Raw genomic sequence first — 19,655 nt, forward strand, 5'->3', positions numbered from 1 at the left:
TTGGGACGAGGCAGCGCGTGACTGTTTTTAGGGGGGAGGACATTGCGGAAAGCGGGGCGGGGGGGTGTCGTGGGGAGCACTGAATGTGGCGCATGCTTGCGGAACAAGGGGCGCAGGGTTCAGTCAGACGCTGGGGTTACCCCTCGTTCCACCCTCACGCCCCTCCTGCTGCTTTCGCCTCACCCCATGATGCTTACCCCTCTTTCGTTTCTGGCGACGTTCCGGCGTATTTGGTGCCTCGGTCTGCTTGGTGTGTTCGCCTCCGCGGCAACGTCCGCGCTTCATGCCGATATCGAGGATATGGCGGTGGTCGGGGTGACCGACATGACCGAGGAGGGACGCAAGCGGCCGCAGGTGACGCCGGAAAATCCGGTTTATTATCAGGCGGTCACGGCGGGTTACACCGACTTCGGACGGCCCATGGCGGGCGAACGGGAGCCGGATCATGATCGTTTTCTGCAAGTCATTCTGCGGGCGTTGAAGAAACAGGGATACCTGCCGGCGCACGGGGACCAGCATCCCACGATCGTGCTCGGGTTTTCGTGGGGCAGTGTGCGAGGCGACCTCGGCGGGGCATTGGCGGCGCTGGGCGGCGACAAGCTCGACCTCATGGATGTGGTGAAACAACCGGTGGGTTTGGACCCGAAGCAATGGCTACGCGGGCTGCGCAGCGAGAAGGCCGATCGGGTGCTGGAGATGGCCAAGAACGATTTGTTTATGATGAACATCGTGGCCTACGACCGCGAGGCGTTGATCCGCGGACGCAAGGTGCCGCTGTGGCATACCCGCATCTCCAGTCCGGCCCGTGGCGTCTGGGCGGCCGATGCACTGCCGCGCATCGTCGAAGTGGGCGCGCCGATCATCGGCCGCGAAACCAAGACCCCGGAGCTCACGACGGTGCGGGAGGCGTTTGGCAAGGAGGGATCGATCGAGATCGGCGAACTCACGGTGGTGGACGAGGAGTTTGATCTGAACGAAATCCAGCTGCTCGACATGACCAAGGACGACGGCTCGAGCGAATCGGGCGCGGCGGGCGGTAAGTAAGCGGCGGCGATCAGGCAGGGGATCAGGACTTGGTCCGCCACTGGCGAAAACGCTCCGCCCAGCGGCGGAGCAGGAGCTCGGTTTTATCGAGCAGGATGGCCACCCAGATGGATTCGCCGGCGATGAGGAAGGCGGCGAGGGCGTAGAACACGACGGCGGGGCCGGGTAGCACCATGAGCGGAATCGCGATGAGAATGCAGAGCACGGCAGCCGCGAGCAGCAGGACGCGACCGATTTGGGAGGCGCCCTGTTTGCGCTCGCGGGCACGGCGACGGTAACGCTCGCGAAAGCGTCGACCGGGCGTGCCGGCCCGAAAGGTCTGCCAATGCTGGTGGAGGCGGCGGCGCATGAATGCCCCCTCCGAGGGGCGGGAGTCGGTTGAGGAGCGCGGACGTCCTCCGCCGACTCAGAATTTCAGGTGCTTGAGGGTGAGGCCCTGGTTGATGAGCTGGTTGAGCGAGGCGATGCCGATCTTGAGGTGATCGGTGACGTAGGCGTCGTCGACCTCCGCATCGCTCTCGGCGGTTTTTACGCCTTCGGGAATCATCGGTTGGTCGCTGACGAGGAGAAGCACCCCGGTGGTGATCTCGTTGAAAAAGCCGGTCATGAAGATGGTGGCCGTCTCCATGTCGATGGCGATGGCGCGGATCTTCTTCAGGTAGCTCTTGAACTTGGCGTCATGTTCCCAGACGCGGCGATTCATGGTGTAGACCGTGCCGGTCCAATAATCGCGGGCAAAGTCGCGGATGGTGGTCGAGATCGCCTTCTGCAGGGCGAAGGAGGGCAGGGCGGGCACCTCGGGCGGGAAGTAGTCGTCGCTCGTGCCTTCGCCGCGGATGGCGGCGATGGGCAGGATGAGGTCGCCGATCTCGGCGCGGTGTTTGAGTCCGCCGCATTTGCCGAGGAAAAGCACGGCTTTGGGCGAGATGGCGGTGAGCAGGTCCATCACGGTAGCGGCGGTGGCGCTGCCCATGCCGAAGTTGATGATGGTGATGCGGCCGGCAGTCGCAGACGTCATGGCCTTGTCCTTGCCGCGAATGGGCACGCGGTGCCAGCGGGCAAAGAGTTTCACGTAGCGATGGAAATTGGTGAGCAGGATGTGGTCGCCAAACTCTTCGAGCGGCACGCCGGTGTAGCGGGGCAGCCAGTTTTTGACGATCTGCTTGCGGGTTTTGAGGCCTTTCGCGGTGGGTGAATTCACGGGCGAAGAGGAGCGGGGAGCGGAGGCAGCGGCAGACGTAACGGGCTTGGGCATAATTTGCCGCGAAAGCTAAACAGAGGCGGACATTTGTCGATGCCTCTTGCCGGGGAAGCTGCGCGGAAAAACAGGGCGGTAGGAATTGCCGGGTGCGGGGAGAAATTTCAGTGAGAGACGATCGTGTGATTAGTGGAGATTTCTTAAGTAGCTGATGGGAGATGGGTTAAAACTATTGGCACGTAGGTTGCATAAGCTTTGGGCACCTATGATCCACTCGCCTGTTTCGACCCCGGTTCCCGTTGCTTCGGCTGATGCGCTTTGGCGTGAAATCAGTGAAGCGGCGCACGAGAGCTGCCTGGCCAAGTGCACCGGGCGGCACCGGGACGCTCGGCAGTTGATGGAGCATACGCTGCCGCTGGTGATTCGCGAATGGTCGCAGGTTTGTGGCCTGCCGATGGCCGAGCGCAAGGAACGCCTGCGCAAACTCTTCGCCCAAGTGCAGGAGCGGGTGGCCTCTGCGGTCATCAGCCGCCGCCTGGCCGAGGAAGGCCTGCCGCCGGAAGAGCGCCGCAACCGCGCGCTGGGTCGCCCGATGCAGCTAAGCCGTCGCATCCCGATTCATGACGTCGCCGGGATGATCGATGCGCTCAACGAGATGGAGCAGCGCTGGAACCCCGCCGCGGCTCGCCCCCAGCCCGCAGTGCTCACGGCGCCGACCCGTTCCCAATCCCTTTCCAACCGCGCTTTGGTCACCGCCTGAGCCGTAGTGAAAAATCAGATACCAACCAACTCAACCAACCAAAAACCACGTTATCGAAAGTCAGATCAATGAGCACCAAAACCACCAACTCCTCCAAGGCCAAGGTCCTTACCGCCGACCAGTCCCTCACCCAGAACGCCCCCCTCCTCGTCGGCTTCGACTGGGGCACCAACATGTCCCGCATCTACGGCGCGCCGCTCGGTTCCAAGACCGCGACGGTCGATGAGAGCATCCCGACCGTGGTCGGCTACGCCAAGGACGAAGTCCTCGCCGGCGTGATCCCCGGTGACGAGAAAGTCCTCTTTGGCGCCATGGCCAACAAGCACAAGTTGCACCTCAACCTGGTCCGTCCGCTCGAAGGTGGCGTGATTCAGGACACCAAGGCCGCCCGCCTTTTTGCCCAGCACATCAAGTCCAAGCTCGGCGAGGATGCGTCCGAAGTGCGCGCCGTCATCGGCATGCCGGCCAGCTCCGATCTCGAGGCGCGCGAAAACGCCCGCGAGGCCGTGCACGGGGTGTTCAATAAGGTGCTCTTCGTGCCGGAGCCTTTCCTCGCCGCCCTCGGTTACCGCGAGGAAGACAAGCTGCAGGACATCGATTATCAGGATCCCGTCCTCAACTCCCTTTACGTCGATATCGGTGCCGGTTCGGCCGACGTCTGCCTCGTGCAGGGCCACTATCCGACCACCGAGGATCAGCTCACCACCAAGGTGGCGGGCGACACGGTCGACCGCATCATCCTCGACAAGATTCTCGCCGCTTACCCGGATTGTGGTCTCACCCTGCCGCGCGTGCGCACCATCAAGGAAAAGCACTCCTGGGTGCTCAGCGAAGACGCCGCCACGCCGGCCATCGCGACCATCATGGTGGGCGGCAAGCCCCGTAAGATCGACGTCACCACGCAGGTCGGCGAAGGTTGCCAGGCGTTGCTCGAAGAGGTCTTCAACATGACCAAGGAGCTCATCGCCCGTGCCGATCCCGACAGCGTCGAGGAGCTGCTGCAGAACGTCATCGTCACCGGTGGTGGCAGCCTCATCAAGGGCTTCGGCGTCGCGCTGCAGACCAAGCTGCTCGAGGAAGGTTTTGAAAACCCGCGCGTGCATGTGCTCGGCGACAACTACAAGGACTTCGTGGCCAAGGGCGCGCTCAAGACGGCGTCCCGTGCTCGCGAAGACCAGTGGCAGTCGCTGCTCGACTGAGCGCCACGTGTCGTATGTCGCGCGATCGATTTGAATTTTAGTTTAGCGATGGGCACGCAGCGGGAAGTCGCTGCCACGATGGAACGGACTGCGTGCCCCTTAATTTGGAGTTTCCCGGCGGTGGTTGCCGTCGGGATGATCTGACTCCGTTGGTATCAGCCCTCGGCTTTCGAGCCGAGGGCTGTTTGCCGTCTGGGGGCGGGGGACGGGGCGGATGGGCGTCGGGCTGACGCACTGGAACGACGCCGCCGGGGACGTCGGCGTCCACCTGGGTTGCGTTAATTGCCGGACGGCAGCTGCAGGTCGCTGAGTTTGATGACCTGCTCGAAGCGCGTGTCGCCTTGTTTGTCGATGCAGGTGACGAGTAGCTCGCGTCGCTTGCCTTCGCCGCGCACGTCGATGCGCACGAAGTTTTGGTCGCCCACCAGCGTGCCGGGGATCACGTAAGGGTCTTCGGCTTTGCTGCTGGTTTCGACCGGCCAAGAGCCGCTGCTCAGCGGCGACGAGGTGATGTCGTAAACCATGCGACCGTCGGAGAGTTTGCGGTGATACATGGCGCTGTGGTGCACGTCGCCGGTGAGAAAGATCACGCCCTCGATCTGGTTCTCGACGATGAAGTCGAGCAGCTCTTCACGCTCGCGGCGGTAGAGCTCGTGGGGCTCGCCGCGGGGCTCGGTTTGGAGCATCTGATTGCCGGTGGCGATGAAGAGGAATTTGAAGTGCTTCAGCTCCTTGGCGGAGAGGAGAGATTGTTTGAGCCACTCCAGTTGCGGGCGACCCCATTGGGTTTTCTCGGGGTGTTTGTCCTGATCGAGACCGGCGGCGTCGCGATGGTAGTGATTGTCCATCAGGAAAAACGCGGCGTCGCCCCAGTAGAACTTGCTGTAGACGCCCGGGTTGTTGGCTTCGCCGTAGGTGTGGTTGCCCCAATAGGCTTTGAAGATGTCGAGTGCGACGTCCTTGTATTCGTAGGACCAGTTGGAGTCGTTGGGACCGTAGTCGTGATCGTCCCAGGTGGCGTAGTGGTGCATCGTGCCGAGCAGCTTCTGCATCTCGGGAATGGCGCGGTCGTGCATGGGGCGATACCAGAGGCCGCTCACGGAATCGTAGTCGGGTTCGCGCCAATACCAGTTGTCGCCGGTCCAGACCATAAACTCGGCGTCGCTCTCGCCCATGAGTTCGAAGGTGCGGGTGGTCTTGCCGTAGCCTTCGCCGGGGCGGTCGAACTCGGGTTCGTTGATGTAGGCGCAGGAGCCGAAGAGGAAACTGAAGTCGGGGGGCGAGGTGCGCCATTCCCAGAGCTCCTGCGTGGAGAACGTCGGCGTGGCGGCGAGGGCCTGTTCCTGACCGTCGATGGTGATCGCGTAGCGATAGGTGCCGCCCATCTTGAGCAGACCGGGACGGAAGTGGTGGATCTGGCCGCCAGCCGGATGGACGGGCACGTCGGTGTGGGTGATCGTGTGTTTTTCGTCCGGCTGATTCACCAGCCAATAGGTGAGGGTGACCTCCTCGGCGTCCTTGGTTTCGAGCCAGAGGAAAACCTCGCGGTGCGCGCGGTAGCCCAGCATGGGACCGGACACGATCTCACCGGCGACAAGAGCGGAGGCGAGGGAGAGGAAGAGGAGAGCGGGAGCGACGACAGCGCGGAGGCGCGAAGGCAGGTGCATGGCGGCGGACGCTGGGGGGGCGCGCTCCAAAAAGCAAAACCGGAGCCGCCGGTGGGCGTGACAATTTGGAGCCGCGCGGGGGGGCATGCCGAGGCTGGAAGCCTCGGCCACGGGGGGCGGGTGTGGCCGCGGCATCTTGCCGCGGTGTTGGCTGACCGGGCGGTGGAGTGGCCGGGTGGTGAGCGCCGAGGCTGGAAGCCTCGGCCACGATGGACTTGTGTGGCCGCGGCATCTTGCCGCGGTGTAGGCTGACCGGGCGGTGGAGTGCCCGTGTGGTGGACGCCGAGGCTGGAAGCCTCGGCCACGGGGGACTGCGGGGCTCAGCGAGCGCTTGCGCCGGCGAGGGCGTTGGCGTTGTTGAGGTGCTCGGTTCCGGTGTATTTCTCGGACTGCTCGTCGGCGTGGTAGGAGGAGCGCACCATGGCGCCACTTTCAACGACGCCGAAGCCGAGCTTCAGGCCGTAGTCCTTCCAGTGGGCAAATTCGTCGGGGTGCACCCAGCGGTCGATCTTCCAGTGACGCGGCGTGGGCTGGAGGTATTGGCCGATGGTCAAGATGTCGATCTGGTCATCGACGAGGTCCTGCATGGTCTTTTCGATCTCCTCCTTGCGTTCACCGAGGCCGAGCATGATGCCGGTCTTGGTGGTGAAGCCGCGGGATTTGGCGTGGCGCAGCGTCGAGCGGGAGCGATCGTAACGGGCCTGCACGCGCACGGGCTTTTGCAGGCGTTCCACGGTCTCGACGTTGTGGTTGTAAATGTCGGGGGCGGCGTCGAGCACGGTGTCGACCTGGTCCATGCGGCCCTTGAAGTCGGGCACGAGCACCTCGATGGCGGTCTGCGGATTGCGATGGCGGATCGCGCGGATGGTGGCGGCCCAGATGCCGGCGCCGCCGTCAGCGAGTTCGTCGCGGGCGACGGAAGTGACGACGCAGTGCTTCAGGTTCATCTTGGCCACGGCATCGGCGACGCGGGCGGGCTCGGCGATGTCGTATTCGGTCGGGCGGCCGGTCTGGATCGCACAGAAGTTGCACGAGCGGGTGCAGATGTTGCCCAGGATCATCACGGTGGCGGTGCCGCGGGACCAGCATTCGCCCAGATTGGGGCACTGGGCGCTTTGGCAGACGGTGTGCAAATCGTGAGCATCCACGAGCTTACGCACGGCAGAGTAACCGGGGCCGGAAGGCAGTTTGGCGCGGAGCCAGGCGGGTTTGCGCGAAGTGTCAGTCAGATCCATGAGACGAAAAGCGGAGAGTTAACCACAGATGAACACAGATAAACACGGATATTTGTCAGGTATGAGCCGCGCTTTTCTGCGGTGTCATCTGATTTCATTGAGCGGTGGTGGAGCCGATAAATTGCGGCCAGAGGGCATTAAACTCGGCGAAAAGCACCTCGCGCACCTCGGCCATGGACGGTGCGGTGGGCAGCTCCTGGGCGAGGGAGGTGACGGTGCCTTCGGTGGGCGCGATGCCGCAGGGCACGATGCCGGAAAAGTGATTGAGGTCGGGCGCGACGTTGAGGGCGAAGCCGTGGTAGGCGACCCAGCGGCGCACAGCGACGCCGATGGCGGCGATCTTGCGGGTGCCCACCCAGATACCGGTGAGGCCGTTGCGGCGGGTGGCGGCGAGGCCGAGGGTGCCAACGGCGCGAATCATGACCTCCTCCAGGAAACGCAGGTAGGCGTGCAGGTCTTTGACGGCGGACAGGTCGACGATCGGGTAACCGACCACCTGGCCGGGACCGTGATAGGTGATGTCGCCGCCGCGGTTGGTCGGAACGATGGTGATGCCCTGGCGTTCGAGTTGGGCGGGATCCCAGAGCACGTGAGCGTCGGCGCCGGTGCGCAGGCCGATGGTGTAGACCGGATCGTGTTCGGTGAAGACGAGCGTGTCGGGGATGCGCCCCTCGATGCGATCGGCCACGAGTTGTTTCTGGCGCTCGGTGGCTTCCGGGTAGGCAGTGCGGCCCCAGTCGATGGATTGCAAAGGAAGCGGTGTGGTCGCGGCGTGGCTCACAGCAGCGCAAGGTGGAAGGCGCGCGGCGGATAGCAACCTTGCGACGATCTTGGCGGTCCCGGCCAGCCAGTCACAAGTGTCACGTATTACGTGACACTTGTGGGTAAGTTGCTGGAAGGGAGGGGGATGAGGGGTGGCTCAGAAGAGGAAGATCGCGGCGGCGCCGATGGCGGCGGTGCTGCCGAGCACGAGGGCGACGGGCAGGCGGAGGGCGCGGGCGCCGAGCGAGGCGGCGAGACCGGCTTTGAGCACGGAATTGGCGACGGCGCCCATCACGACGGCCTTGGCGGCGAGGTCGAGGACCACGGAGCCGTTGCGCTGGGTTTCGGCCATGGAGAGCGCGATGGCATCCATGTCGGTGAGCCCCGACACGAAGCTGAGCGGCAGCAGGCTGTCCTGCATGTCGAGCTGGGTGGCGGCTTTGACCAGAAACGCGAAGATGGCGTAGAGCAGGGCGAACTTGATGGAGGTTTTGAGGCTCAGCGGATTGCTGACCGCGGGCGAATCGACCGGGCCTTGGTCTCGTTTGCGGGGGCTGAGCAAATACCAGCCGGCGAAGAGCAACGCGGGCACGGTCATCGCCGCCAGCGGCAACGCGGAGGCGAGGGCGAGCTCGGGGTTGAGCACGGCAATCACCGCGACCACGCGCGGCACCATGACGGTGCAGGCGGTGCTGATGGCGAAGGCGTAATCGACCGAGAGGGCGGGTTCTTCTTTGCTGCGGCGGCTGAAGGCGAGGGTGGTGGCGGTGCTGGAGGCGAGGCCGCCGAGCAGGCTGGTGATGACGATGCCGGACTTGGTGCCGAGCACGCGCATGGCGACGTAACCCACAAAACCGACGCCGGAGATGAGCACCACCATGAGCCAGGTGGAGTAGGGGTTGAACCCGTCGAACGGGCCCATGGCACGGTTGGGCACGAGCGGCAGAATGACGCCGGTGATGGCGGCAAATTGGAGGGCGGCGCGGACGTCTTCGCTGGTGAAGTTGCGGGTCCAGGCGTGGATCGGTTTTTTGGCGCCGAGCATCACCATGGTGAGGGCGGTGACGAGGACGGCGGCTTGGGTCATGCCCCAGGCGACGAGGGTGCCGGAGAGCAGCGTCAGCAAGGAGGCGGCAAAGCTGGTGCCGCCGCCGTGGCCCTCCTCGATGCTTTTCCAACGCGCGAGGATTTGGTGGGCGGACACTACGACGATGATCACGGGCAGCACCCAGGAGCCTTGCGTCGAGCCGTAGCCGCCGAGATAGCCCAGCATGCCCCACAGCGCGTGGGTGCGCACGCCGCCGAAGTCGACCGCGTCCTTCTGTTGTTTCTCCTGATCGCTCCACTGGCGGATCAGCCCGATGAGCGCCCCGAGGGCGGCACTGGCAGCAATGGCGGCGAGGGTGGGGGGCATAGGCTCATATCAAACGCGCTTAGGCCCGAAGACAACCGTGTTCAGTTTGTCGATACGGATCCCGGTTCCAGTAGGTAGATTTCCAATAGCGCCTCGGCGGGGGTGGTGCCGGCGGCAGGTTTGACCTGCGCCGTGTAGGCCCCTGGCGGGAGTTTGAGGAGAACCGCCGCATCACGAGAATGGAGGGGCAAGGCAAAGGCTCCGACCTGTTCCCCAGCGGAATATAGCTCATTCGAGTCGGACCAGTCATTGTTTTGGATGACCTCAAAATTTCTGCTGCGATGGATCGTGAGGACGGGATCCTCGAGCGGAGCGTCGATCCCGAATTGGGTCAGAGTTGGGCCCACCGCACGGATTAGCACATGGGCGGGGCCTTTACCTTGTAGGACAAAACCACCGATGAGGGCGTTGTGACCGGTTCCAGCGTAACCGCGTAGGGAGACGTTGCCGAGCAGGCGAGCCGCCGTGTCGTTCGGATCAAATATCTCCAGCAGTCCGAGGCCTCGACTTTGAGCGGAGGCACGCGCTGTGACCGTGAACGATGAGGGGGGGAGCGTCGGGTTGAGGGCGATGCCGTAGGTGAATGGATCGTCTTGAGAATCTCCGCTGACGGGGAATGCGCCCACGCTGGCAGCCAAGACGGCGATGTCGGGATCGGTGAGGGGATAGGATTCGAACGGTTCGGCCATTTCGCCCGTTTGGTGGAGGTCCAAATCCGGGGGGCCCATGAGCTCAAGAGCGTGGGTCGTGGGCAAATAGGGACGAAGCCCCTCACCGATGGAACGTATAAGCAGCTCCTGAGGCGTGCCGCCGCGCAGCACAAAGCCCGCGACTTGCGGGTCTGTATCCGAAACCTGACTACGGCCCGAAAAATTCGTCAAACGGGTGGTGTTGGGCTGCACCGAGAGCTGCGCGACTTGGGTCTCGTGAATGGTCGGAGTTGCTCCGTTGGCAGGATAGGAAATGACGGCGTGGTAGGCTCCGGCATCGGAGGGTGAGGCAGAGGCAAACTCCAAGTGGGGGTCCGTGGCCCCGGCGACGGGAATCCCGTCTTTGAGCCATTGGATGGATGCATTCTCAAGAGTGCTGAGGCCCAACGTGAACGACGCTGGTTCTCCCGCGACGACGGTCCGTTCCGTAGGGGGCACGACCAGACTGGACGTTGTCGCGCGCGTGAACCGCGCGAGGGTGCCGTATTCGGTCGGAAAAGTGGGGGCGAACAGGGGTAGATCAAACACACTATTGTTGTCACGGGGCACAGCCCAGAGCGCCTGCAGGGAGGAAAGGGTGGCATTGCCGAGATAGGTGGGCTGGAGCGTGGGCGTCAGCAGGGGTTCCGGCCAGCCGGTGGAATTCAGTAATTCTGCGCCACTTTGATAACGTTGCTCGCTGAGCGGCTTGAGGTCGTAGAAGGGACGGTCGAGTGGCGGGGCAAACGTTGGGTCTAGGCTGCCGTTGGCATGGAACCGCAGCGCGACTTCCGTGCGGGTGAGGTCGTTGCGGAAGCGACCGATCAGCAGAATGTCGCCGGCGGGATCGAGGATCACCTGGTTGGCCAGAAAATGGTCGGGCAACTGGATCGTGAAGGATGCATCCAGCTCACCAGAGGAATTCAGGTGAAATACAAGGCCAGTTTGGTCTTCGGTCTGCGCGAGGTATCGAGCGGCGATGAGCAGAGAGCCGTCGTCGAGTTCGACCCCTTCGTCGATGATGCCTTGACTGGAAACACTCGGCAGGTCGATGAAGTCGGCGGAATCGGCGCTGCCCGGGTGACTACCGGGGACGGAAAAGGTGGTAGGCAAGCGGCGGGCCTCGGAACCGTCGCGGTTGAGCCAGAGCAGATGAGTAACCGAAGTGCCGGTGCTCCAGTCGTGCCATGCGACGAGCCATTCCCCGGAATTACCTTCGCACAGCCATGTGAGGGCATCCGGATCGACTTCCGGGGGAAGCTGCTCAAGCGGCTCCACGTCACCGGCGGCCGTGAGTTTTACAATCCGCTCGCTCCGTGGTTGGCCGACGTTTGCGGGAGGCACCCGTTGCAGGGCGATCTGACCGCCGTCGCGCAGGGCCAGCAGTGGGTAAACGCGCGGTGGGGCGTAATGCGAATCGAGTGAACCGTCGGCGAGAAAGCGCGCGACACCGTCACGTGTGTGTCCGTTGATGTGAGTGAAATTTCCGGTGATGGTTACGGCACCGGTGGAGTCGGCGGCGGAGAGGGTTTGGACGCTACCGGCGACTCGCCGAGCAGGATGCAGATCAATCAGTTGCAGGTTCGTATCGGAGCGTATCGCCCACGACCAAGTGCCCGAGCTGACCGCCCCTTCATCGAAAAAGCCGCGAAGCAGCATCGATCCATCGCTCGCGACCGCGAGAATGGAGGCGCTCTCCGGCTCGCTGAACGGTGACGGCCAGATCGATGACATCTGCAAGTCGGCTTCGATTGTGATGGTTTTGACCGTTTGAGTCGTTCCTTGAGCTAGGGATTGGATCGTTAGAGCGAAACGACGGTTGGGCAGGGGGTGAAGGTGGGTGAGAAGGATATCGAACCCCGGGAAATCTTCACGGAAGTCGTGTTCGAATACCTGTTTCCCCAGGAGGTTGAAGGCCCGCAATGAGTGGCGAGTGAGGGTGATCACCCGGTCTCCGTCGATCAGCAGTTGCTGCGCGTCGAGGCCCGGGGCGCGCCATTCAAAATCAGGGTCTATGCTGCCGTCGTTCAGAAGACGTTGCAGAACATCTACGCGGTCAGAGCCGTAGCCTTGCTGCAGCCAGATTACGACCCGACCCGTTGCGTCGGGCGGCAGCAGACGAACTACGCGAAGGTCTGGATCCAGCGGCGGAGCATAGATCGGGTCGAGGAGTCCGTTGGCGTAAAATCGCGCGATTTGGTTGCGCGAATACCCGTCGATTTCGAATGCGTCCAAGGAGCGGATCACGAGTGATTGGTCACGCAGCACGACGGCTTGGGCGACAAACTCCTCCAGTTCGATCGGGGCGACCGCGGGATCAATGCTACCGTCCTCACGCAATTTGGTGAGTCGCTCCCAGGTGGGGATAGGCTGCGCGAAGTCGATGCCCGAGTAGTGGCGTCGCCATTGCACCCAAGCGCCTCCGTCGGCCGTATGCGCCAACACGACCGGATACGTCGTGCGATCGGCGTCAGGCAGCGAAGGGTCCAGTTCACCGTTGGGGGTGAGCCGAGCCAGACCGGAATACCGGGCACCATTGATATGCGTGAAGGGGCGATCCGTGCTGTGGAGCCAGAAACGACCGGCGTTGTCGGCTGATGCCGACAACGAGTGTGGCGTTTCCTCGACGATCTCAGGGGCGAAGGTGGGGTCTTTCTCCCAGACTTGGGCTGACGCCGCTGCGGCGATCATCCCGAATCCGGCGAGGGACAGGCGGGGCAGGTGCAAATTCATCGGGAGGGGTGGGTTGCCGGCCAGCGCCTGAGTCATGGATATTCGGCTGGCGGGGCGCAAACCCTGTTTGGCGGGGGGCCGGAGACGCGGCTGCCTTTGGGTTTGCCCTCGCAGGCGCGACTTTCCACGGTGGCCGATTCCATGAGCGAGAAGACACCGGTAGATAATAGCCACGACCAACATGCCGTGCGGCGGCAGAAGCTGGCCGAATTGCGCGCAATGGGCGACGACCCGTTTCGCAGCAACGTGACGCCCACTCACTTTTCGACCGACGCCAAAGCGCTCTACGTCGAGGGCGAGGACGAGACCGTCGAGGTCACCGTGGCCGGCCGCCTCATCACCTTCCGCGTGCAGGGCGGCAGCTCGTTCGTGAAGATCCAGGATCAGGCGGGCATCATCCAGCTCTACTTCCGCAAGGACGTGCTCGGCGAGGAACGTTACCTCGTCTTCAAGAAGCAGTGCGACCTGGGCGACTACATCGGCGTGACCGGCAAGCTCTTCAAGACGAAGACCGGTGAGATCACCGTGCGCGTCGAGTCCTTCACCGTCGTGTCAAAGGCGCTCCGCCCGTTGCCCGAGAAGTGGCACGGCCTGTCCGACGCCGAGAAGGTTTATCGTCAGCGTTACCTCGACATGGTGGTCAACCAAGAGTCGCGCGAACGCCTCATCACACGCTCGAAGATCGTGTCGCAGATCCGCCGCTTTTTGGAGGAGCGCAGCTTCCTCGAGGTCGAGACCCCGGTCCTGCAATCGGTGGCCGGTGGCGCGGCGGCGCGTCCGTTTGAGACTCACCACAATGCGCTCGGCGTCGACTTCGTGCTGCGCATCTCGCTCGAGCTTTATCTGAAGCGCCTGCTCGTGGGCGGCATCGATCGCGTCTTCGAGATCGGCCGCAACTTCCGCAACGAGGGCATCTCCCCGCGCCACAATCCCGAGTTCACCATGCTCGAGGTGTATCAGGCCTACAGTGACTACCGCGGCATGATGACGCTGGTGAAGGACATGCTGCAGTCGATCTGCCGCGAGGTATTGGGCACGACCCGCATCAAGCACGCCGCCAGCGGCGAGGAGATCGAGTTTGACGGCGAGTGGCGTGAAGTCACCTACAAGGATTTGCTGCGCGAAGCCACCGGTGAACCGGGCTGGTTTGAACTCTCCAAGGAGGAGAAGATCACCAAGGCCGAAGCGCTGGGATGCAAGGTCAACCCCGCGTGGGAAGACTACGAGGTCACCAACGAGATCTTCTCCAAGAAGATCGAGCCGACCCTCATTCAGCCGACTTTCGTCACCCACCTCCCCAAGGAGCTGTGCCCGTTGGCCAAGCTCAATCAGGAGGATCCGAGCGTGCTCGACGTGTTTGAGCTCACCATCGGCGGCATGGAAATCGCCCCGGCTTACAGCGAGCAGAACGATCCCGACGTGCAGCGCGCCATGTTTGAGGCGCAGGCCGGCGAAGAGACGCAGAAGGTCGACAACGACTTCCTGCTCGCGCTCGAGCACGGCATGCCCCCGGCGGGTGGCATGGGCATCGGTATCGATCGCCTCTGCATCCTGCTGACCGGCGCGGAAAGCATCCGCGACGTGATCCTGTTCCCGCAGCTGCGACCGGGCAGCTGAGCTGCGCCGAGCGTTCAGCCTTCAGCGATCAGCAGTCAGCTGCTGACGGAACCTTTGATGAATATGGCTGACAGCTAAGGGCTGATCGCTGATCGCTTTTCCGTGCCCTGGTCCCTCTATCTCGCCCTTAAACAGCTATTCCCGTCGGGGAAGCGGTTTCCGTTTTTTACGGCGATCTCGATGCTGGGGGTGATGCTGGGCGTGGCGCTGCTGATTGTCTCGATCAGCGTGATGGGCGGCTTCGGCCGGGAGATCCGTCGCATGATCGTGGATACGCAGGGGGAGGTGCAGGTGCGTTCACGCGGGTTTTTGCCCAACAACGCAGACGTCATCGCGACGATCACCGATTCGCCCGACGTGGTGGGCGTGACGCCGTTTGCGGAGGGCGTGGTGATGTTGGAATACAACTACAAGCCGACCTTCCCGGGCATGCAGGGCATCGACGTGAACCGCATCAACTCGGTGGTGCCGCTGGCCGACTACGTGCGGGTCGGTTCGCTCGACGATCTCGACGACGATTCGATCATCCTGAGTTCACGACTGGCGTATTCGATCGGCGCGACGTTGGGCAGCGTGGTCGAGGTGTATTCGCCGCTGCTGCTGGAGAAGATGAAGGGCGACGAGGTGATGTTGCCGCGTGAGTTGGAGGTCGTGGGCATCTTCGAGATCGGTCATCAATCCCTCGATAGCAGCACGGTCTTGGTGACGTTGCGGCGCATGCAGGAGCTCTACGGGCTGGGCGACGAGGTGCACGGTTACAGCGTGAAACTGCGCGACGGCGTGGATCCGGATCGGGCGGCGCGCGGACTCAATGCGACCTTGCCGGAGGTCGCGCCGGGCGCGTTTGCGCGGTCGTGGATGGATTCGAATCAGGACTTCCTCTTCGTGGTGCAGCTGGAGAAGAACATGATCTTTTTCCTGCTGCTGTTCATCATCGTGGTGGCGGCGTTTTCGGTCACGAGTTCGCTGCTCATTTCGGTGGTGCGCAAGACGCGCGAGATCGGGCTGCTCGGGGCGATGGGCGGGCGGGCGCGGGACGTCGCGCTGTGCTTCTGCTGGCAGGCGCTCATCATCGGTCTGGCCGGCACGGGGGCGGGCGTGGCGCTCGGTTTCACCGTGCTGCATTTCCGCAACGACATGATCGCGCTCTTTACGCGGCTGACCGGCAGCGAGGAGGCGTTGTTGCGCTTTTATGAATTCAGCAATCTGCCGGCCTACCTCTCTAATCAGGATCTCAGCCTGATCGTGGGCGCGGCCATTCTCATCTCGGCGCTGGCGGGCATCCTGCCGGCGTGGCGAGCGGCGCGACTGCAACCGGTGGAGGCCCTGCGATCCGAATGAGTGCGGCGACTTCCAGTGCGAGTGCGAATGCGGTGTTGGCGGCGCGTGGCGTGGCGAAGTCGTTTGTGAGCGGCGAGCGCAAGCTGCAGGTGTTGCAGGATGTCGCGATCGAGGTGTTGGCGGGAGAGAGTGTGAGCATCCGCGGCGAATCGGGCTCGGGCAAATCGACCCTGCTGCATCTGCTGGCCGGACTGGACACGGTGGATGGCGGCGAAGTGCGGTGGGGCGGCAGCGCCAAACTCGATGCGGCGCGTCGCGGCCGTTTCCTCGGCATGGTGTTTCAGTCCTTCTACCTGATCCCGGAACTCACCGCGCTCGACAACGTGCTCATGGCGGCGCGCATGGTGGGCCGCGTAGGCAAAACCGAACGGGCGCGGGCGGCGGAGTTGTTGTTGCGAGTGGGTTTGGCGGAGCGAGCGCAGCATGTGCCGGCCAAACTTTCGGGCGGGGAACGTCAGCGGGTGGCGGTGGCGCGGGCGTTGATGAACCGACCGGAGTTGCTGTTGGCCGATGAGCCGACGGGCAATCTGGACGAGCGCACCGGCGACGAAGTGATCAACCTGTTGCTGCAGCTTTGCCGGGAAACGCAGACCACGCTGGTGCTGGTCACGCACAACCCGGCGCACGCGGCGCGCACGGATCGGCAGTTGGTGCTGCACGAGGGGCGGCTGGGGGAGGCGTAGGTCGAGGCCCGGGGCTGAGGCCGAGGGGCAGGGGTAGCGCGAGCAAGCTCGCGGCCTACGGTTGGGCGATTCACCCGCCGATCTCTTTGGCCATGGCGCGGTGAGGGATGCCGAAGGCGGTGGGGGCGGGGCCGGTATCCACAAAACCGTTACTGGCATAAAAGGGGATCGCGGTTTCGCGGGCGTTGAGCTTCAGCCGGCGGTAACCGCGGCGCACGGCTTCGGCCTCAAGTCCACGCAGAATGACGCTGCCCAGACCCTGTCCGCGGTGGGTGTCGGCGACCGCCATGTAGCGCACTTGGCCGATACCGGGTTCGGGTTCGTGCAGACGGCCGGCAGCGATGGGCGTGCCGTCGGTATCGTCGCGCAGCATGAGGTGGAACGCGATGGCATCGTGGTCGTCCTGTTCGGATCCGCGCGGTTGGTCCCAAGGCTGGCGGAGGACCCGCCAGCGCAGGTCGAAGTAAGCGGCTAGATCGGCGGGGGAGGAGGGAGTGGTCGGCGTCATCGGCGGAGGCGGAATGTGGCGGAGCGCGCGGGCCTTGTCACGTTCGCGCGTTGAGCGTTCAGCCAGATGTGGTGAGCGGCGGAGGCTAAGCTCTTGGCAGCGGTCGGCGAGCGAGGCAGGCTGAGGGTCCCCTGTCTCCCCATGTTGCAGCCCTGTTCTTCCCTTCGTCGTTTTGCTCAACTCAGCCTTTTACCGGTCGTCGCGCTTTGCGTCAGCGCCGGTGAAATCAAATTGGAGCGCGACTCCGCGGAGGGCGTGTATTGGGCGGGCGCCAAACCGACCTGGACGGTGCGTTGGGTGGCTGATGCCGCACAATCCGACGAAGCACCGCCGACGGATGCGCATTTTAAATTTTTGCGCGGTGGCGCGACCGAAGTGTTGGGTGGCCTCATCATGTGGGAGCGTGATCAAACCACCGCGTTGACGGTGAAGATTGATCGGCCGGACTCGATGCTACTGGAGGTGCGCTGGACGGACGACGAAGGCGAGGAACAGGTGGTGCGCAGTGGGGCGATTGCCTCGCCGCAGAACATCCAGTCCGCGGTGGGCGCGCCGGATGATTTTGACGCGTTCTGGGCGGCGAAGTTGGCGGAGCTGGCAGCGGTGTCGGCGAACACACGACTGACGTCGGTCGAGACGGAGGCCGAGGGGGTCGACTACTGGCACCTCACGATGGACAACATCCGGGGCTCACACATCAACGGTCAGTTGGCGCGGCCGGAGGGCGACGAGAAACTGCCCGCATTGCTGATTGTGCAGTGGGCGGGGGTGTATGGCCTGAAGCCTGATTGGGTGACGGAGCGGGCGGAGGAGGGTTGGCTCACGCTCAATATCCTGCCGCATGATTTGCCGATCGATGAGCCGGAGGCGTTTTACGAGGCGCAGCGCGAAGGGCCGCTCAAGGACTATTGGGAGATCGGTAATGACGATCCGGATACGAGCTATTTCCTGCGCATGTATCTGTCGTGCTACCGCGCGGTCGAATACCTGAAGTCGCGGCCGGATTGGAATGGCGAGACCCTGGTGGTGATGGGCACGAGTCAGGGCGGGCAGCAGACTTTTGTGACGGCGGGACTGCACCCGGATATCACGGCAGCGTTGGCCTTGGTGCCGGCTGGGGCCGACATGCTGGCGCCGGAGCAGGGACGTGAGCCGGCGTTTCCGCGTTGGTATGAAAAGACCGAAGCGCGCTCGGCCGTGGCGGTGCGGGAGGCGAGCCGCTACTACGACATCGCCAACTTTGCGTCGCGCATCCGGGCGCCGATGTTGGTGGGCGTGGGGTTGCAGGATACGGTGTGTCCGCCGGCGGGCGTGTATGCTGCGATCAATCAGGTGCCGAGTTATACCGAGGTGGTCGTGCTGCCGGAGTCGGGGCACCAGAACGTGAACGATTCACAGGCGGAGTATTATCGGCGTTCGAATGAAAACTGGTTGCCGGCGCTGCAGCGCGGACAACTTCCGCCGCAGAAACTGACCAACGCGACGGCGCGGCGGGCGATGCTGGATAAGTTGGGCATCGACGACACGCGGCCGGGGGCGGATCCGAACAACCCGGACTCGCCGAATGCGGTGAATTACGACGAAAGCAAAGCGACCCGTTTCCCCGATCTGCCGGATCCGCTTACGACCGAAGCGGGTGAACCGGTGGAAACGGCCGAGGCCTGGTGGCAGGTGCGTCGTCCGGAGATCGTGGCGCAGTTTGAGAGCGAGGTTTATGGGCACATCCCGGCCGGGGTGCCGGAGGTGACGTGGGTGGTGGTGGACGAATACCCCGAGCGAAAAGGCCCGTTCGAGGTCATCACGCGGCGCTTGGAAGGGCGGCTGGACAACAGCGCGTATCCGTTTGTCGAGGTGGCGATCGCGCTTACGGTCAGCGTGCGGGCGGATGCGACGGGGGCGGTGCCGGCGGTGTTAAACTTTGGTTGGCCGCCTGCGATCATGGCGATGTTCCCGCGGCCGCCGGGACCGACGTGGGAGGAAGAGGTGTTGGCCCGCGGCTGGGCGTCGGCGTCGATGGTGCCGACGAGTTTTCAGGCCGACAACGGTGCGGGCATCAATCAGGGCGTGATCGGCCTCACGGCCAAGGGGCAGATTCGGGCGCCGGATGAATGGGGGGCGCTGCGGGCGTGGGCCTGGGGCGCCAGTCGTTGTCTGGACTTTTTCGAGACGGATGCGGCGGTCGATGGCGACAAGGTCGTGCTCGAAGGGCTGTCGCGCTACGGCAAGGCGGTCGCGGTCGCGATGGCTTTTGACGAGCGTTTCCCGGTGGCGTTCATCGGCTCGTCGGGCGCGGGCGGCGGCAAGTTGCTGCGCCGCGATTTTGGCGAGCGGGTGGAGAACTTGGCGGGCGACTACGCCAACCATTGGATGGCCGGCAACTTCATGAAGTATGCGGGCCCGCTGGATTGGGATGACCTGCCGGTGGACGCGCACGAGTTGCTCGCGCTGTGTGCGCCGCGACCGATTTTTATCAGCGTTGGTGCAAGTGAGGTGGAGGGCCATTGGCTCGATCACCGCGGCATGTTCCTGGCGGGCGTGGAAGCCGGGCCGGTTTACGAGCTGCTCGGCCAGAAGAGCCTCGGCACGGCGGAGTATCCGGACGAAGGCGTGGCCATCGACGGCGGCGAGATCGCTTGGCGGCAGCATCACGGTGGTCACACGACGCTGCCGAATTGGTCGGCGTTTTTCGACTGGGTGTCGCGGTATATTCCGGTGGAGGCGCCGTAGCGCACGGAGTGCCTGATTGACGAGAGCCCTCCTTCGCGAGGCTTCGGCGGGCAGTTTTGAACTCGATTCGAATTCAAA

General features: G+C 63.6%; 15 protein-coding genes. 7 read left to right on the top strand and 8 right to left on the bottom strand.

Translation table 11 applies throughout. The features are described from left to right. The first annotated feature begins 186 nt into the window (after positions 1-186). The gene (locus K1X11_RS22205) at positions 187-1,044 is read left to right on the top strand and encodes a hypothetical protein (RefSeq protein WP_221030299.1); all 858 of its coding nucleotides are present in this window, start codon (positions 187-189) and stop codon (positions 1,042-1,044) included. Between the two features lie 22 nt (positions 1,045-1,066). Here the strand turns inward: K1X11_RS22205 and K1X11_RS22210 are convergent, their stop codons facing one another. Beyond that, on the bottom strand, positions 1,067-1,393 hold the full coding sequence (locus K1X11_RS22210) for a hypothetical protein (RefSeq protein ID WP_221030298.1): 327 nt from the start codon (positions 1,391-1,393) through the stop codon (positions 1,067-1,069). Between the two features lie 57 nt (positions 1,394-1,450). Further along, entirely contained in the window at positions 1,451-2,245 is a 795-nt protein-coding gene (locus K1X11_RS22215; protein WP_324726042.1) for an AMP nucleosidase, read from the bottom strand. A gap of 262 nt (positions 2,246-2,507) precedes the next feature. On the opposite strand from K1X11_RS22215, the gene K1X11_RS22220 reads away from it, so the two are divergent. Continuing rightward, entirely contained in the window at positions 2,508-3,002 is a 495-nt protein-coding gene (locus K1X11_RS22220; RefSeq protein ID WP_221030296.1) for a hypothetical protein, read from the top strand. A gap of 68 nt (positions 3,003-3,070) precedes the next feature. Next, entirely contained in the window at positions 3,071-4,201 is a 1,131-nt protein-coding gene (beeR, locus tag K1X11_RS22225) for a BeeR family actin-like protein (protein WP_221030295.1), read from the top strand. A gap of 278 nt (positions 4,202-4,479) precedes the next feature. On the opposite strand, the gene K1X11_RS22230 is transcribed toward beeR, so the two are convergent. From K1X11_RS22230 to K1X11_RS22250, 5 genes are all read right to left on the bottom strand, one after another. Continuing rightward, entirely contained in the window at positions 4,480-5,868 is a 1,389-nt protein-coding gene (locus K1X11_RS22230) for an alkaline phosphatase D family protein (RefSeq protein ID WP_221030294.1), read from the bottom strand. A 320-nt stretch (positions 5,869-6,188) separates the two neighbouring features. After that, positions 6,189-7,103 (bottom strand): lipoyl synthase, encoded by a 915-nt coding sequence (gene lipA, locus K1X11_RS22235; RefSeq protein ID WP_221030293.1) that lies wholly within the window; start codon positions 7,101-7,103, stop codon positions 6,189-6,191. A gap of 94 nt (positions 7,104-7,197) precedes the next feature. Continuing rightward, positions 7,198-7,854, bottom strand: a complete 657-nt coding sequence (gene lipB, locus K1X11_RS22240) for a lipoyl(octanoyl) transferase LipB (protein WP_225919350.1) — start codon at positions 7,852-7,854, stop codon at positions 7,198-7,200. Positions 7,855-8,022: 168 nt separating this feature from the next. After that, on the bottom strand, positions 8,023-9,279 hold the full coding sequence (locus tag K1X11_RS22245) for an MgtC/SapB family protein (protein WP_221030292.1): 1,257 nt from the start codon (positions 9,277-9,279) through the stop codon (positions 8,023-8,025). Positions 9,280-9,320: 41 nt separating this feature from the next. After that, positions 9,321-12,701 (bottom strand): delta-60 repeat domain-containing protein, encoded by a 3,381-nt coding sequence (locus tag K1X11_RS22250; protein ID WP_221030291.1) that lies wholly within the window; start codon positions 12,699-12,701, stop codon positions 9,321-9,323. A gap of 141 nt (positions 12,702-12,842) precedes the next feature. On the opposite strand from K1X11_RS22250, the gene lysS reads away from it, so the two are divergent. The 3 genes from lysS to K1X11_RS22265 all read left to right on the top strand — a co-directional run bounded on the left by lysS (position 12,843) and on the right by K1X11_RS22265 (position 16,342). Next, entirely contained in the window at positions 12,843-14,318 is a 1,476-nt protein-coding gene (lysS, locus tag K1X11_RS22255; protein ID WP_221030290.1) for a lysine--tRNA ligase, read from the top strand. Between the two features lie 102 nt (positions 14,319-14,420). After that, positions 14,421-15,659, top strand: a complete 1,239-nt coding sequence (locus K1X11_RS22260; RefSeq protein WP_221030289.1) for an ABC transporter permease — start codon at positions 14,421-14,423, stop codon at positions 15,657-15,659. After that, positions 15,656-16,342: an ABC transporter ATP-binding protein gene (locus K1X11_RS22265; RefSeq protein ID WP_221030288.1), complete on the top strand. Its 687-nt coding sequence runs from the start codon at positions 15,656-15,658 to the stop codon at positions 16,340-16,342. The genes K1X11_RS22260 and K1X11_RS22265 overlap by 4 nt, the downstream gene beginning before the upstream one ends. A gap of 70 nt (positions 16,343-16,412) precedes the next feature. On the opposite strand, the gene K1X11_RS22270 is transcribed toward K1X11_RS22265, so the two are convergent. Next, complete coding sequence (locus K1X11_RS22270) at positions 16,413-16,850, bottom strand: GNAT family N-acetyltransferase (protein ID WP_221030287.1); 438 nt, start codon at positions 16,848-16,850, stop codon at positions 16,413-16,415. 141 nt (positions 16,851-16,991) lie between these two features. Here K1X11_RS22270 and K1X11_RS22275 point away from each other — a divergent pair, with 141 nt between their 5' ends. Next, entirely contained in the window at positions 16,992-19,577 is a 2,586-nt protein-coding gene (locus K1X11_RS22275; protein WP_221030286.1) for an acetylxylan esterase, read from the top strand. Positions 19,578-19,655: the final 78 nt, after the last annotated feature.

The organism is Actomonas aquatica, assembly GCF_019679435.2.
Lineage (GTDB): Bacteria > Verrucomicrobiota > Verrucomicrobiia > Opitutales > Opitutaceae > Actomonas > Actomonas aquatica.

What these genes read in the sequence shown, in the direction of transcription:
- K1X11_RS22265 (WP_221030288.1), top strand. Translation starts at nt 15,656, where the DNA reads ATGAGTGCGGCGACTTCCAGTGCGAGTGCGAATGCGGTGTTGGCGGCG.
- lipA (WP_221030293.1), bottom strand. Translation starts at nt 7,103, where the DNA reads ATGGATCTGACTGACACTTCGCGCAAACCCGCCTGGCTCCGCGCCAAA.
- lysS (WP_221030290.1), top strand. Translation starts at nt 12,843, where the DNA reads ATGAGCGAGAAGACACCGGTAGATAATAGCCACGACCAACATGCCGTG.
- K1X11_RS22270 (WP_221030287.1), bottom strand. Translation starts at nt 16,850, where the DNA reads ATGACGCCGACCACTCCCTCCTCCCCCGCCGATCTAGCCGCTTACTTC.
- K1X11_RS22210 (WP_221030298.1), bottom strand. Translation starts at nt 1,393, where the DNA reads ATGCGCCGCCGCCTCCACCAGCATTGGCAGACCTTTCGGGCCGGCACG.
- K1X11_RS22220 (WP_221030296.1), top strand. Translation starts at nt 2,508, where the DNA reads ATGATCCACTCGCCTGTTTCGACCCCGGTTCCCGTTGCTTCGGCTGAT.
- beeR (WP_221030295.1), top strand. Translation starts at nt 3,071, where the DNA reads ATGAGCACCAAAACCACCAACTCCTCCAAGGCCAAGGTCCTTACCGCC.
- K1X11_RS22275 (WP_221030286.1), top strand. Translation starts at nt 16,992, where the DNA reads ATGTTGCAGCCCTGTTCTTCCCTTCGTCGTTTTGCTCAACTCAGCCTT.
- K1X11_RS22245 (WP_221030292.1), bottom strand. Translation starts at nt 9,279, where the DNA reads ATGCCCCCCACCCTCGCCGCCATTGCTGCCAGTGCCGCCCTCGGGGCG.
- K1X11_RS22205 (WP_221030299.1), top strand. Translation starts at nt 187, where the DNA reads ATGATGCTTACCCCTCTTTCGTTTCTGGCGACGTTCCGGCGTATTTGG.
- K1X11_RS22230 (WP_221030294.1), bottom strand. Translation starts at nt 5,868, where the DNA reads ATGCACCTGCCTTCGCGCCTCCGCGCTGTCGTCGCTCCCGCTCTCCTC.
- K1X11_RS22250 (WP_221030291.1), bottom strand. Translation starts at nt 12,701, where the DNA reads ATGAATTTGCACCTGCCCCGCCTGTCCCTCGCCGGATTCGGGATGATC.